Annotated in this window: 15 protein-coding genes; 11 read left to right on the top strand and 4 right to left on the bottom strand. The window is 67.7% G+C overall.

Going from position 1 to position 13,701, the window contains the following annotated elements; genetic code table 11:
- Positions 1-23 precede the first annotated feature (23 nt).
- Positions 24-698, top strand: a complete 675-nt coding sequence (locus CW305_RS13345) for a DUF1028 domain-containing protein (RefSeq protein ID WP_104098114.1) — start codon at positions 24-26, stop codon at positions 696-698.
- On the opposite strand, the gene CW305_RS13340 is transcribed toward CW305_RS13345, so the two are convergent.
- A complete protein-coding gene (locus tag CW305_RS13340) occupies positions 695-3,091 on the bottom strand; it encodes a putative bifunctional diguanylate cyclase/phosphodiesterase (protein WP_104098113.1) in 2,397 nt (798 codons plus the stop codon). The genes CW305_RS13345 and CW305_RS13340 overlap by 4 nt on opposite strands.
- Positions 3,078-4,163 carry an ABC transporter substrate-binding protein gene (locus CW305_RS13335; RefSeq protein WP_023444513.1) on the bottom strand — a complete coding sequence of 362 codons (1,086 nt, stop codon included), beginning with the start codon at positions 4,161-4,163 and terminating at the stop codon, positions 3,078-3,080. The genes CW305_RS13340 and CW305_RS13335 overlap by 14 nt, the downstream gene beginning before the upstream one ends.
- Before the next feature lie 262 nt (positions 4,164-4,425).
- On the opposite strand from CW305_RS13335, the gene CW305_RS23590 reads away from it, so the two are divergent.
- From CW305_RS23590 to CW305_RS13290, 10 genes are all read left to right on the top strand, one after another.
- A complete protein-coding gene (locus CW305_RS23590) occupies positions 4,426-5,094 on the top strand; it encodes a phosphoribosyltransferase (protein ID WP_044314689.1) in 669 nt (222 codons plus the stop codon).
- Positions 5,091-5,744 (top strand): dienelactone hydrolase family protein, encoded by a 654-nt coding sequence (locus CW305_RS23585; protein WP_201775185.1) that lies wholly within the window; start codon positions 5,091-5,093, stop codon positions 5,742-5,744. Before CW305_RS23590 ends, CW305_RS23585 begins: the two co-directional genes overlap by 4 nt.
- A 159-nt stretch (positions 5,745-5,903) precedes the next feature.
- The gene (locus CW305_RS13325; RefSeq protein WP_042925412.1) at positions 5,904-6,395 is read left to right on the top strand and encodes a Na+/H+ antiporter subunit E; all 492 of its coding nucleotides are present in this window, start codon (positions 5,904-5,906) and stop codon (positions 6,393-6,395) included.
- Complete coding sequence (locus tag CW305_RS13320) at positions 6,395-6,646, top strand: MrpF/PhaF family protein (RefSeq protein WP_104098112.1); 252 nt, start codon at positions 6,395-6,397, stop codon at positions 6,644-6,646. The genes CW305_RS13325 and CW305_RS13320 overlap by 1 nt, the downstream gene beginning before the upstream one ends.
- On the top strand, positions 6,639-6,932 hold the full coding sequence (locus CW305_RS13315) for a cation:proton antiporter (RefSeq protein ID WP_104098111.1): 294 nt from the start codon (positions 6,639-6,641) through the stop codon (positions 6,930-6,932). The genes CW305_RS13320 and CW305_RS13315 overlap by 8 nt, the downstream gene beginning before the upstream one ends.
- On the top strand, positions 6,925-7,833 hold the full coding sequence (locus CW305_RS13310; protein ID WP_104098110.1) for a hydrogenase subunit MbhD domain-containing protein: 909 nt from the start codon (positions 6,925-6,927) through the stop codon (positions 7,831-7,833). Before CW305_RS13315 ends, CW305_RS13310 begins: the two co-directional genes overlap by 8 nt.
- A complete protein-coding gene (locus CW305_RS13305) occupies positions 7,830-8,111 on the top strand; it encodes an NADH-quinone oxidoreductase subunit K (RefSeq protein WP_041015255.1) in 282 nt (93 codons plus the stop codon). Before CW305_RS13310 ends, CW305_RS13305 begins: the two co-directional genes overlap by 4 nt.
- Positions 8,108-9,532, top strand: coding sequence for a complex I subunit 5 family protein (locus tag CW305_RS13300; protein ID WP_104098109.1), 1,425 nt, complete (start codon positions 8,108-8,110; stop codon positions 9,530-9,532). The genes CW305_RS13305 and CW305_RS13300 overlap by 4 nt, the downstream gene beginning before the upstream one ends.
- A complete protein-coding gene (locus tag CW305_RS13295) occupies positions 9,529-11,025 on the top strand; it encodes a complex I subunit 5 family protein (RefSeq protein ID WP_101276239.1) in 1,497 nt (498 codons plus the stop codon). The genes CW305_RS13300 and CW305_RS13295 overlap by 4 nt, the downstream gene beginning before the upstream one ends.
- Complete coding sequence (locus CW305_RS13290; RefSeq protein WP_104098108.1) at positions 11,022-12,671, top strand: complex I subunit 5 family protein; 1,650 nt, start codon at positions 11,022-11,024, stop codon at positions 12,669-12,671. Before CW305_RS13295 ends, CW305_RS13290 begins: the two co-directional genes overlap by 4 nt.
- Before the next feature lie 9 nt (positions 12,672-12,680).
- Here the strand turns inward: CW305_RS13290 and CW305_RS13285 are convergent, their stop codons facing one another.
- A complete protein-coding gene (locus CW305_RS13285; protein ID WP_044315835.1) occupies positions 12,681-13,124 on the bottom strand; it encodes a ketosteroid isomerase-related protein in 444 nt (147 codons plus the stop codon).
- 151 nt (positions 13,125-13,275) lie between these two features.
- Positions 13,276-13,671, bottom strand: coding sequence for a hypothetical protein (locus tag CW305_RS13280; RefSeq protein WP_041015250.1), 396 nt, complete (start codon positions 13,669-13,671; stop codon positions 13,276-13,278).
- Positions 13,672-13,701: the final 30 nt, after the last annotated feature.

Genomic DNA, 13,701 nt, shown 5'->3' with positions numbered 1-13,701 from the left:
TGACGAATCCAGAGAGCACGCCCATGACCTTTTCCATCATCGCCCGCTGCCCGCGCACCGGTCAGTTCGGCGTGGCCGCGGCCACGGCGATGCCCGCGGTGGGCAAGTTGTTGACCCACGCGGCGGCCCATGTGGGGGCGGTGGCGACCCAGGCACAGATCAATCCGTACCTGGGTATCGACGGCCTGCGTTTCCTGCGCCAGTTCAGCCCGGCGGCCGAGGTGCTGGAGCGGCTGCGGTGCACCGATCCCTGTATGAGCCAGCGCCAGTGCGCGGTGATCGACAGCAAGGGCCGCACGGCCTGCTGGACTGGAGAGAAGTGCCTGCCCTGGGCGGGCTCGATCGCCGGCGAACAGTTCTGTGTGCAGGGTAACCGGCTCAAGGGGCGCGAGGTGCTGGAGGCCGCCTGCGAAGCCTATGAGCGCAGCGCACACCTGCCGCTGGTGGAGCGTTTGATGGAGGCGATCGCCGCCGGCGATGCCCAGGGCGGCGATCGCCATGGCGAGTCATCGGCAACGGTGTATGTGGTCGATAACGAGGAGTACCCGCTGTGGGATATCCGCGTCGACCATCATCCCGACCCGTTCGCCGAGCTGCGCCGGCTGCACGATGTGTTCGCGCGCGACGTGGTGCCGGAAATCCTCGCCATGTCGACGCGCGCCAATCCTGCCGGGGCTGCCGAGGAGGATTCCATCTAGTAGTCGCTGCTGACTGCTGCCGGGTTGGCTAGCGGGCTAGCCGATGGCGTCAGCTGTTCCAGACGCAGCGCGCCCTGGGCGCGGTTGCGTACCGCCATCCAGTCCTCCAGTGCCGCCAGCGAGCGCGGCGGCGAGATCAGGTAGCCCTGGAACAGGTCGCAGCCGGCCTGCAGCAGTGCCGACTGTTTTTCCATGTTGTCGACGCCCTCGGCATTCACGCGCTTGCCCTGGGCGTGGCAGAAGGCGATGAGGGCACTCAGGCTCTGCTGCATTTCCGGGCGGGTCAGCCGCGTGATGATCGCCATGTCCAGCTTGATGGTGTCGGCGGGGTACTCGAGCAGCTGCTGGATCGAGGTATAGCCGACGCCGAAGTCGTCGATGGCGACGCGGAAGCCCGCGCGGCGAATGGCCTGGACCACTTCCATGGTGTTCTTGCACAGCTCGGCGGCGTAGGTCTCGGTCAGCTCGATCTCGATTCGGCCCGGCGCGACGCCATGGTGTGCGGCGCGCTCGACCAGGTAGCGGCAGATGCGGTCGTCGTTGAGCTGCGCGGAGGACACGTTGATCGCCAGCAGCACCCCTTCGCCGAACAGCTGCACCAGCTTCGGGTACTCCGCCAGTGCATGATCGATGACCCAGCTGTCAATCTTCGGGAACAGCCCGGCGCGCTCGGCGATGGGGATGAACTCGCCGGGCGATACCGTCCCGAGGATTGGTGAATGCCAGCGCAGCAGCACTTCGCAACTGACCACTGCGCCTTCGCGATCCAGCGCCGGCATGTAGACCAGGCGCAGCTGGTCGTCGCCGTCGAGCTCGCGCAGCTGGTCTTCGATCAGGCGGATTCGCTCGTTGCGTCGCTCCAGCTCGCCGCTGAAGGCCACCGCGGTGTTCTTGCCCTCGGCCTTGGCCTGGTACATGGCGGTGTCGGCGCGGGTGAGCAGCTGGGTGATCGAGTCCGCATCTTCCGGGTAGCAGGCGGTGCCGATGCTGACGCTGACCGGATACAGGCGATCCTCCAGACGAAACCCGCCGCGGCAGAGGCCGAGCAGCGCGTCGCACAGTTGCTGCAGGCCGCCGTCGCCGGTTTCGCTCAGCAGCAGGATGGCGAACTCGTCGCCGGACAGGCGCGCCAGGGCCGTTTCCGTCTGCGGGTAGTCGGTGCGATGCCGTTCGAGCACGCCGCGGGCACGCTGGGCGAAGATTCGCAGCAGAGCGTCGCCGGCATCGTGGCCGTGCTGGTCGTTGACCTGCTTGAAGTTGTCCAGATCGAGAAACAGCAGCGCCAGCCGCTTGTGCTTGCGCATGCACTGCTCGTACATGGCATTGGCCAGCACGCCGAAGTGCGCCCGGTTGCTGACCTGGGTCAGGCTGTCCTCCCAGGATATTTCGCGGATGCGTTGCAGCGCCTCGGTGTTGCGGTCGTGCAGGGTCTTCATGTTCACCGTCAGCCGGCCGATCTCGCCGCCATCGGTCGGCTCGTCGAGCGCGTCGCGCTTGCACAGCAGCAGGTCGGTGAGCTGGTCGTCCAGCTGGCTGATGGGGCCGGTAATGGAACGGCGGATCAGCCACAGCAGCAGGCCGATGGAGATCAGGCAAATAAGCGCGCCGCCGGCGATGAAGGCGAGCCCCAGGGTCTGCAGGCGCTCGGCGGTGTAGTGCGACGCCGGTGTCAGCCGAGCATGCAGCGAACGCGACAGCGAAACCCCGGCGGACAACCCGGCGACCGCCGGCAACGGCTCGTCGGAGATTTCGACAGGCGCACCGTATTCGCTTTCCAGGCTGCGCTTGAGCTTGAGGAAGCGCTCCGGGCGCACCGCCAGCTGAATGGCGAAGGCCTCGGCGCGCTGGCTTGGCAGTGGCCGGCTGCTGGAGGCCGGCAGGATGAAGTCGGCGTTCATCAGCAGCGGGTCGTCATTGGCCTGCTCGACGTAGAGGGTGTTGCCGGATGCCGAAGACCGTCTGGCTTCGCTGACGATACGCTGCTGGCTCGCATTCATCGAGGCGAATGGCGACAGGCTGCTTTCGAAGTAGTAGGCCGGCCTGCCATCGGGCTGCACGACGGCGAGGGAAACGAAGGTCAGCTCGGTATTGGATAGCGAGCGGATGCTCTGCTGGATGCGCAGCCCGAGGGTGTCGTTGCGAAAGTCGGTGTCCGACTCGCGCAGGAACAGCAGCAGCGCCTCGCTATCCATGATCGAGTAGAGCACGCTGCGATTGAACGCCTCATAGTCCAGGTAGGCGGAGGTCAGCGCCGAGAGCTGCTGCTCCAGGCGCGCCTGCTCCAGCCCCAGCAGCGAGGCGCGCTGGGTCAGGTAGGCGGTGGTCGAGGCAACCAGCTGGATGATCAGAATGACCGGAAAGATCACCAGCAGCGTGCGTTTACCTAGCGTCATGGGCGTTGATCAGTGCACTGATGATGCGCCGCCGCGTCTGCGTGCCCTCCAGCGGTCGCGTCTCGTAGACCTGGCTTCTCTCCAGTACCGCTTCCGCCGGGTAGATGGTCGAATCCGCGCGGATATCCGCCGGCAGCAGTGCCCGCGCCGCAGCGTTCGGTGTGGCGACGCCCAGATCGGCGGCATTCAGGGCGGCGATTTCCGGCTGCTGGAGGAAGTCGAGGAAGCGCCGCGCCAGCGCCTTCTTCGCGGTGCCGGTCGGTATCGACAGGCAATCGACCCAGAGCAGCGTGCCCTCTTCGGGCACTACGTAGCGCCAGGGCTCGCCGTCGACCCCTTCGACTTCGTTGAGCACCTGCTGGTCGCCGCTGTAGGCCAGGGCCATGTCGGCCTGGTCGAGGTAGCGCTGGCTGCGCAGTGAAGTGATCACGTACTCGTAGGTCAGCACGGCGCTGGACTGGGCCATGAGCAGATCGAAGGCGGCCTTGAGTTCGTCGTTGTTCGAGGTGTTGATCGAATGGTTCTGCAGGATCAGCGGACTGGCGAGGATGTCCTCGTGGTCCTCCATCATGATGATGTGTGGCTCGTCGGCGCGAGCCGGTTGCAGCAGGTCCTTCCAGGATCGTGGCGCGCTTTCCAGGCGGTCGCTGCGATAGGCGATGCCGAGCGTGCCCCACAGGTAGGGCACGCCGTAGCGCCCGCAGCTGTTGCGCCAGCGTTGCGGGACATGACGCAGCGTCGGCAGCTGCTTGTCGTCGATCGGGTCCAGCAGGCCGCGGGCGCCAAAGCGCGAGGCGCTGATCAGCTCCGTCAGGGCGATATCGATCTGATGCTCGGGCTTGGCGAGGACTTCGTCGCGCTTGTCGCCGCTATCGAAGTAGATCTGCCTGATCTCGACCCCGGTTTCGGCTTGCCAGCGTTCGATCACCGCTTCGCTGAGGTATTCCTCCCAGGTTAGCAGCGTCAGGTGTTCGGCCGCGTGCACGGGAGTTGAGGGAAACAGCAGGCTGACCGTCATCAGCAGGGTGCTGCGCATACGCCATGGCGCCGGTTTGTTGTTCTTCTCGGTCATTGATCATCCATCCCAGGCATTGGCCGCCGTCGCAGTGGCAGCACATTCGACGGGTCTGCCCGGGTTATCGGCAACGGGTGATGGCACTTTAATGGCGTCAGAGGGCCGGCGGCAACGAATTTGTAATCTTGGCCACATCCGTTCCGATCGGCGGTGCGCGAAGCCCGGCAGTCAAACGGGTTGTTCGTCGCAGATGGCCTGCCGGCACTCGATTCTTGAGCCAGACTCCAATACAGCCCGTGCCGGAACCAAGGAGCCTGCCATGACCTTCAAGATCCCCTTTTACGATCGAGTCCAGGCAGGTGTGGCGCTGGCCGAGCGCCTGGCGGAGGATGCCGACTGGCGCGATGCGCTGGTCCTGGCATTGCCGCGCGGCGGTGTGCCGGTAGCATTCGAGGTGGCACAGCGGCTGGGCCTCGAGCTGGACATTCTGGTTGTGCGCAAACTCGGCACGCCGGGCAATCGCGAACTGGCTATGGGCGCCATCGCCAGCGGCGGCGTGCGTGTGATGAACGACGACATCGTGCAGTACATCCACGTCTCCAGGGCCGAGATCGACGGCACCATCGCCCAGGAAACCCACGAGCTGCAGCGGCGCGAACAGGCCTATCGCGGTGAACGACCGCCGCCGCTCATCGCCGGGCGTGCCGTGATCCTGGTGGACGACGGGCTGGCGACCGGCGCGACCATGCGCGCCGCGGTGCAGGCGGTGCGCCACCTGGGCGCGACGTGCATCACCGTTGCGGTGCCGGTGGCGGCTGCGCAGAGCATCGCGCAGCTGGAAAAACTGGCGGATCGCGTCGTCTGCCTGCATGTACCCCATGACCTGTATGCCATCGGCCGCTGGTACGAGCATTTCGAGCAGACCCCCGACCGTCAGGTGGTGGAGCTGCTGCAGCGCGCGTGGACCCAGGGAGGGCAGGCGGCATGACCGCGCTTGCGGTGACACCCATGCGCTTCACGCTCGGCAAGGCACGCCTGCACGGCGAGCTGTGCCTGCCGCCTGCGGCCACCGGTCTGGTGGTGTTCGTCCACGGCAGCGGCAGCAGCCGGCATAGCCCGCGCAACCGCAGCGTGGCGCATTGCTTCAACGAAATGGGGTTGGCGACCTTGCTCTTCGATCTGCTCACCAAGCACGAGCAACCCATCGACGAGATCACTCGCCAGCTGCGTTTCGACATCCCGCTGCTCAGTCAGCGCCTCAGTGGCGTGGTCGACCAGCTGAGCAGCGATGCGCGCTTGCACGAGCTGCGCATCGGTCTGTTCGGCAGCAGCACCGGCGCCGCTGCGGCGCTGACCACCGCGGCTTCGCGTCCGGCGGACATCGCCGCGGTGGTCTCGCGTGGCGGCCGGGTCGACCTGGCGGATCTGTCGCTGGCGCGGGTCAAGGCGGCCTCGCTGTTCCTCGTCGGCAGCGGCGACCTCGAAGTGCTGGAGCTGAACCGAGCGGCGGCTGCACGCCTGCAGTGCGTGCATCAGCTGGTGATGGTGCCTGGCGCGACGCATCTGTTCGAGGAGCACGGCACGTTGGAAGAGGTGGCACGGCTGGCCGGTGACTGGTTCCTGAGACACCTGTGCTGAGCCTGCCACGCGCCGCAGCTGGGAGAAACAGGCGGTGCAGCACCGCTGGCCAGGCCGAACGGCAATCTGCTGATACAAGGCTCTTCGCGGTGTTTGGTGGACAGCGGCGAACTCTTGGCCTCGACTTGTAACAAAGATCGGAATGCCAAGGAGGTTGTGATGACTCAGGCCGCATGGCGTCGCGGAGCCACCGACGCACTCTTCTGGTCACTGCTCTACACCGCACTCTGGGCACTGTTCGCTGCCGGGCAGGGCTGGGTGCTGGGTGTGCCGACGATCACCCTGGCCGTCGCGCTGAGCCTCTGGCTCGGCCTGCGCCCGATGACCTTGCGCCTGGCGGCGCTGCCGGCGTTTCTCGGCTTCTTTCTCAAGCACATGCTGCTCGGTGGCTGGGACGTGGCGCGGCGTGCGCTGCAGCCACGCTGTCCGCTGCAGCCGGCGTGGCATCCCTATCCGCTCACCAGCCAGTCGCCGCGGGTGCGCCTGTTGCTCTCGGCGATGGTCGGGCTGTTGCCCGGGACCCTGGCGTCGCGAGTCGATGCCGACGAGATGCGTGTGCACGTGCTGGATGAGCGCCTGCCCTGGCAAGCCACCGTGGCCGAACTGGAACGGCGCCTGGAGCGGCTGCTTGGCGTGGATGGGCGGCCTTGATGGCAGTGTTCTGCGCACTTCTGCTGCTGACCCTGATCATTGGCCTGTGGCGCGTACTGCTCGGCCCGCGGCGGGTCGACCGGCTGCTTGCCGTGCAGCTGTTCGGCACCACCGGCACGGCGCTGCTGCTGGTGCTGGCGCAGTGGCATGGCTCGCCGGCACTGCGCGATGCGGCGCTGGTGCTGGCGCTGTTGGCGGCGATGATCAGCGCCGCTCTGGTACAGCTGCTGCGACGTAGCCGCCATGAGTGAACTGCTCGACCTCTTCAGCTGGCTGCTGCTGGCCGGTGGGCTGGGGTTCTTCGCTGCCGGCAGCATCGGCCTGCTGCGCTTTCCCGATACCCTGAGTCGCCTGCATGCGCTGACCAAGGCCGACACCCTCGGCCTCGGCCTGGTAGTCGCCGGCCTGTCGCTGCGCGCCGGCGGCGTGCTGGAAGTCGCGCAGATGCTGCTGATCTGGCTGCTGGTGCTGGCCTCCGGCGCCACCGCCTGTCAGCTGCTGGCTCGTCAGTCCGACGAGGATGACGGCGATGACTGACTGGCTGCTGGATGCGGTCCTCGGCCTGTTGCTGCTCGGTCTGGCCGGTGGCGCGCTGCATGTGCGCCAGCTGTATGCCGGCGTGTTGCTGTTCATCGCCTTCGGTCTGGTGCTGGCGCTGGTCTGGGCGCGACTGGGCGCGGCCGACCTGGCGCTGGCCGAGGCCGCCATCGGCGCCGGGCTGACCGGTGTGCTGCTGTTCGCCGCGCTGGCGCGCCAGCCACGGGCCGGCAGCGAGCCGCAGCTGTCGCGCCACCGGCGTCTGGCCGCGGTGGCGGTGGTGCTGCCGCTCCTGCTGATGGTGTTGCCGCAGCTAGCGCCGCTGGCCGAACTGCAACCGAGCGTGCCGACGCAGATCGATGCCGCGCTGGCGCAGAGCGGCGTCGAGCATCCGGTCACGGCGGTGCTGCTCAATTTCCGCGCCTGGGACACCTTGCTCGAGCTGGCCGTCCTGCTCCTGGCCCTGCTCGGTGCTCGGCAGCTCGGATCGCTGCAGCCGCAGCTGAGCGAGCCCTGGCCTATGCTGCGCGCCTGGGGCCGAACACTCGCGCCGCTGCTGGTGCTGGCCGGCGGCTATGTACTCTGGCGCGGTGCCGCCTCGCCCGGCGGTGCCTTCCAGGCCGGCGCGCTGCTGGCCTCCGGCATCGTCCTGCTGCGTCTGGCCGGTGCGTTGCCGGCGTTGCGCTGGGGCTTCTGGCCGCTGCGCCTGCTGGTGCTGATCGGCCTGCTGCTGTTCGTCGCGGTGGCAGCAGCCTGCGCCTGGTTTGGCGATGGCTGGTTGCAGTACCCGACCGGCTGGGCCAAGCCGCTGATCGTCGTCATCGAGGCCGCGGCGACACTCTCCATCGCCGTCAGCCTGAGCCTGCTGGTGATCGGCGACGACCCGGAGCCGCAGCAATGAGCGCCACGCTGTTCTGGATCGCCGTCGGCTTCGCCCTCTGGCTGCTCGGCCTGCACGGGTTGCTCACATTGCGCCATGCGCTGCGGCGAATCATTGCCATCAACCTGATGGGCAGCGGTGTGTTTCTGGTGATGATCGCCCTGGCGGCGCGCCACGACCCGAGCGATCCGCTGCTGGTGGCGCTGGTGGTCACCGGGCTGGTGGTGGCGGTGAGTGCGACCGCCCTGGCGTTGCGCCTGAGCAGTGCACTGGCCGCGTCGAAGGAGCACGAGCGATGAACGCCGCCCTGGTCAGCCTGCTGCTGCCCCTGGCCGGTGCCTTGCTGCTGATCCTGCTGCGCCCGGAGCGCAGTGGCCGCTGGGTGATCGCGCTGAGCCTGGGCGCGCTGGTGGCAGCAATCATGGCGCTGCAGGTGGTGCTTGATCATGGCGAGCGCAGCCTGCTGGTCGGTGGCTGGGAGGCGGGGTTGGCGATCCGTTTCCGCCTGACCCCACTGGCCGCGCTGCTGCTGGTGTTCACGTCCGGGCTGCACCTGCTGGTGGCGCTGTACGCGGCGCGCATCGCCCATGCCGCCGGAAATCAGGATTACTGGCCATTGTCCTGCCTGCTGCACGCGGCACTGGCCGCGCTGTGGCTGTCGGCGGACCTGTTCAACCTCTACGTGACGCTGGAGTTGCTCAGCCTGGTCGCGGTGGCGCTGGTGTCGCTGGCCGGGCGCAAGGCCTGGAAGCCGGCGCTGAACTACCTGCTGCTGTCGCTGGCTGGCTCGCTGGCCTACCTGCTCGGTGTGGCGCTGATCTACGGGCGCTACGGCGTGCTCGATCTGGCCGTGCTGGCGCAACTGACCGAAGCTGATGGTGTGACCCATCTGGCGCTGCTGCTGATGACCCTCGGGCTGATGCTCAAGGCCGCGCTGTGGCCGCTGCACCTGTGGTTGCCGCCGGCCCACGCCGCGGCACCGACTGCGGTCAGCGCGCTGCTCTCGGCACTGGTGGTCAAGGGGCCGCTGTACATCCTCTGGCTGATCTGGAGCGAGATTGCCCCGGCTGAATTCGGCCGCGACGCCGGCCTGCTGTTCGGCGCCGCCGGTGTGCTGGCGCTGGTCGGCGGCGGCTGGTCGGCGCTGCGCGCGCCGCGACTGAAGACGCTGGTGGCCTACTCGACGGTCGCCCAGCTGGGCTACGCGCTGCTGGCGCTGGGGCTGTTGCTGCATCTGGACGAACCGCGCCTGCATGCGGCCCTGTGGCTGTTCGTGCTGGCCCACGGGCTGGCCAAGGTTTCGATGTTCCTCGCGGCCGGCGAGTTGCAAAGCATCCTCGGCAGCAAGCGGGTGAGCGGCATGAAAGGCGCGAGTCAGAACGTGCCGATCGCCCTGGCGGCGTTCGCCGTGGCCGGCGGCAGCCTGATCGGTCTGCCGCCCAGTGGCGGTTTCCTGGCCAAGTGGCTGTTGTTGCAGCCGCTGTTCGAACGGCCGCAGCACTGGCCCTGGGCGCTGGGTGTTTTGCTCGGCACGCTGATGTCGGCGGCCTACGTGTTCCGCGTCGTCGCCCACGGCTTCGACCGTGCCCGGCCGAATCCACCGAGCATTCATGCCGACCGTCTGGCGCAGTGGCTGGCGTTGCTGCCGGCGCTGCTGGTCTGGGGGCTGGCGCTGATCAGCGAGCCGCTGCTGCTCTGGCTGGGAGGGCTCGGGCGATGAGCTGGCATGCGTTTCTGCCATTGGGCATCGTGCTCAGCTCGCTGCTGCCGGGCCTGGTGATCTTCGGCCTGCGCGAGGACCAGCAGCGCCTGCGTGTGACCCTCAACCTGCTCGGCGTGACGCTCAAGCTGGTGCTGGTCGGCAGCATGCTCTATGGCGTCAGCCAGGGCAGCGAGTACCGCTTCAGCGTGCCATTGTTGCCGGGCGTGCCGCTGGTACTGCAGGCCGATGCGCTGGCCTTGCTATTCGTCGCGCTGTCATCCCTGCTGTGGGCGGTGACGACGATCTATGCCATCGGCTACCTGGAAAACTCGCCGCTGCGCTCGCGCTTCTTCGGCTACTTCAGCCTTTGCGTAAGCGCCACGGTGGGCCTGGCGCTGGCGGGCAATCTGGTCAGCTTCCTGCTGTTCTACGAACTGCTGACCCTGGCCACCTTTCCGCTGGTGGTGCATCGCGGCACGCCGGAGTCGCTCGCCGCGGGGCGCGTCTATCTGGCCTACACCGTCGGTGGTGGGTCGCTGGTGCTGATGGGCGTGGCCTTGCTGCACAGCCTGGCCGGCACGCCGGATTTCCAGGCCGCCGGCTACCTGCTGGACGCAGTCGGCGAGCATGACGTCGGGCTGCGCGTGGCCTTCGCCCTGCTGATTCTCGGCCTTGGCGTGAAGGCGGCGCTGATCCCGCTGCACGGCTGGCTGCCGCAGGCGATGGTCGCCCCGGCACCAGTCAGTGCGCTGCTGCATGCGGTGGCGGTAGTGAAGGCCGGGGCCTTCGGCATCGTGCGGGTGGTCTACGACGTCTTCGGCGCCGAGGCGCTGACCCAGCTGGATCTCACCACGCCGCTGCTCTGGCTGGCGGCGGCGACCATTCTCTACGGCTCACTGCGCGCCTTGCAGCAGCAGGAGCTGAAGAAGCGCCTGGCCTACTCGACCATCAGCCAGGTGTCCTACGTGACGCTTGGCGTCGCGCTGCTCGGGCCGATCGCGGCGGTGGGCGGCCTGGTGCATCTGGTCCATCAGGGGCTGATGAAGGTCACGCTGTTCTATTGCGCGGGCAATTTCGCCGAGACCCTGGGCATTCACCGCATCCGCGAGATGGACGGCGTCGGCCGGCGCATGCCCTGGACCATGACGGCGTTCTCCATCGGCGCATTGGGCATGATTGGCATTCCGCCGATTGCCGGCTTCATCAGCAAATGGACGCTCGGCCTCGGCGCGCTGGAGGTCGGTCAGGACTGGGTGCTGCTGGTGCTGCTCGGTTCGGCGCTGCTGAACGCTGCCTACTTCCTGCCGCTGCTGTGGCGGGGCTGGTTCGCCGAGCCGGCGGACTGGCACCAGAACCGCTGGGCCGATGAGCGTTTCGAAACCCATTGGATGCTGTTGCTGCCGCCGCTGCTCACGGCGCTACTGTCGCTGCTGGTCGGCCTGCTGGCGGCCACCGCGCTCAGCCCGCTGGGCTGGAGCCAGTTGATCGTCGAGCGGGAGTTCGCCATATGAACGCCTGGCTCTGGTTGCTGGTGCCCTTCGCACCGCTGCTCGGCGGCGTTCTGCTGTTGTGGCTGCGCGAACGCAGCCTGCCGTGGCTGTGGCTGGCCTGTGCGCCGGCGCTGCTGGCTGCGCTGCAACCGCCACCAGCGTTGGAGTTGCCGTGGCTCTGGGAGGGTGTGCGCTGGGGCGCCAGCGATACGCTGACCCGCGCCTGGCTGGGCTTTACCGCCGTGCTCTGGAGTTGCGCGGCGATCTTTGCCAACAGCAGCCTGGCCACCGATCGGAAGCGGCTGCGCTTCTGGGCGTTCTGGCAACTGGCGCTGGCCGGCAATCTGCTGCTGATCATCGCCACCGACGCATTGAGCTTCTACCTCGGCTTCAGCGCCATGAGCCTCGCGGCCTACGGGTTGATCGTGCAGCGCGGTGGACCGGGACCGCGGCGGGCCGGACGTCTCTATCTGCAACTGGCGATCTGCGGCGAGATGCTGCTGCTCGCCGGGCTGTTGCTGCGCAGTCACAGCACCGAACAGGCCTTCGACTTCGCCACCTGGCAGGCGCAGCCGATCGACCACCTGACCCTGGCCCTGCTGGTGCTCGGGCTCGGCCTGAAGGCTGGGTTCTGGCCGCTGCACGTCTGGCTGCCGCTGGCCCATCCGCAGGCCCCGGCATCCGCCAGCGCGGTACTCTCCGGGGCGATGCTCAAGGCCGGCATTCTCGGCATCTGGCGCTGCCTGCCGGAGAGCGATCCGACGCTGGCGGCCTGGAGCACGCCGCTGCTGATCGCCGGCCTGTTCGGCGCGCTCTATGCGGCTGCGCTGGGGCTGTGCGCGGCCAAGTCCAAGGCGGTGCTGGCCTGGTCCTCGGTGAGCCAGATGGGCTGGATGCTGATGATCCTGGCACTGGCCTGGAGCCCGGAGGCGCCGTCTGCGGCGCTGCTGACGGTGCTGGTGCTGTTCGGCGTGCATCACGGGCTGGCCAAGGGCGCGCTGTTCCTCGCCGCCGGGATGGTCCACGAAGGGCGGCTGTCGCGTCTGGGCTGGGTGCTGCTGATGCTGCCGGCGCTGGCGATCATGGGCGCGCCGTTCACCAGCGGCGCGGCAGTGAAGTACCTGCTGAAAGAGGCCTGGCATGAAAGCGCCTTCGTCGCCTGGTTGCCCTGGCTGACCCTGGCCAGCTTCGTCACCGCGTTGCTGCTCTGGCGCGCGCTCTGGCTGATGTGGCGCGACCAGCAGCACGCCAGTGCACGCGCGCCGCTCGGCCAGTGGTTGCCGTGGGCGCTGCTCAGCATGGCGTCGCTATCCGTGCCCTGGTTTTGGCCGACCATGCGCGAAGCGCTGCTGGCTGGGGTGTATCCCGCGGGCCTGTGGTCGGCGCTCTGGCCGCTGCTGGCAGCTCTGGGTCTGACGCTGCTGGCGCTGCGCCGTGGCTGGAGGGTGCCGTCGCGGCTGGCGCAGTTGCCCAATCCTGCACTGTGGGCATCGCTGTATCTCACCCGCCTGCTGCGCCAGCCGCCATTGCCAGTACCTGGGATGCAGCTCGAGCGGAACCGCTGGCGGGCGCGCGAACGGCGCTGGAATCGGCAGTGGGAACGCGGCGCGCTGACCCTAAGCGCCTGGCTGCTGGTGGCGCTGTTGTGGCTCGGCTGGCTGTGGTGAGCGATCGGATCAGGGCAGGGCTTTTTCGGCGTAGGGCCGGGTATCCAGGCCCAGCTGGGCGCGAAAGCTTTCCATGTCGAACATGGTGCAGATTTCCTGCACCTGCTGGGTCGGGGTGATGCTCCAGAAGGCCATGGCAGAAATGCTGAGCACCTTGTCGCTGGGCGGATAGCCGAACGCCGGCTGCTCGATGGTGCCGATCAGCGTGCTCCAGGTGACCACCCGGTTGCCTTCGGCGATGCATTCCTCGACCACCACTTCCAGTTCCGGCATGGCGTGGCGGATCTGCCGGACCATGTCGAGAAACTCGGCGCTGGCGAGCGGCCGGCCGATGAAGGAGCTCTTGTAGAGAAAATCCTTGCTGTGCAGGTGCTCGGCCAGCGCCAGGCGCCCGCGGTTCCAGGTCAGGTCGATGTGCTGACGGACGAGTTTCTTGCGGTCATCCAGTGACATGCGCCCTCCAATGGGCTGCAGATAGCTCGGCAGCGAACTCTAGCAGCGGCCAGGGCCGTGCGGGAGTGCCGTTCGGTCAGTCGGGCTGAACCCCAGCTGAACCTGCGCTGAACGAGCGCCACCTGGTGCGCCGTCGGTCCGCTTTCGGCCTTCACGCGATCTGTTCCGGCTCGCTTTCGTCGCCCACATCGGCGTCGTCGTCCGGGTAGCTGCGCAGGATCGGCGGCTGCTCGGCATCGTCGATCCACCACTGCAGCTCGGCCTCGACACGGGTGTCGTCAGCGATGCCGAGGCGGTTGTTCAGCGGGCATTGCTGCGTCGGGGTGGCGATCAGCGTGCCGCTCTGCGCGGTCTGGGCATTGCCGGCCCTGCCACTGGAGCGCACCTTCAGACGAAAGCGGACCTGCTGCCCGCTGCCCTTGAAGCACAGGGCGAGCGAAAGCCGGCTTTGCTCGGCCGGTTGCAGCTCGAAACTGACGGCTACCGGTGCATCGGCAGGGGCGGGGGTGGCTGCGAGCAGCCAAGTGGTGAGGGTCATGGTCAGCATCCGTTCTGTTTCCGTTGAAGCCGGTCCGTG

The sequence above is a fragment of the Stutzerimonas kunmingensis genome, assembly GCF_002929225.1.
In the GTDB taxonomy this organism is placed as follows: Bacteria; Pseudomonadota; Gammaproteobacteria; order Pseudomonadales; family Pseudomonadaceae; genus Stutzerimonas.
Note: the sequence above shows the minus strand (reverse complement) of the source record. Positions and strands in the feature narration are given on the sequence as shown.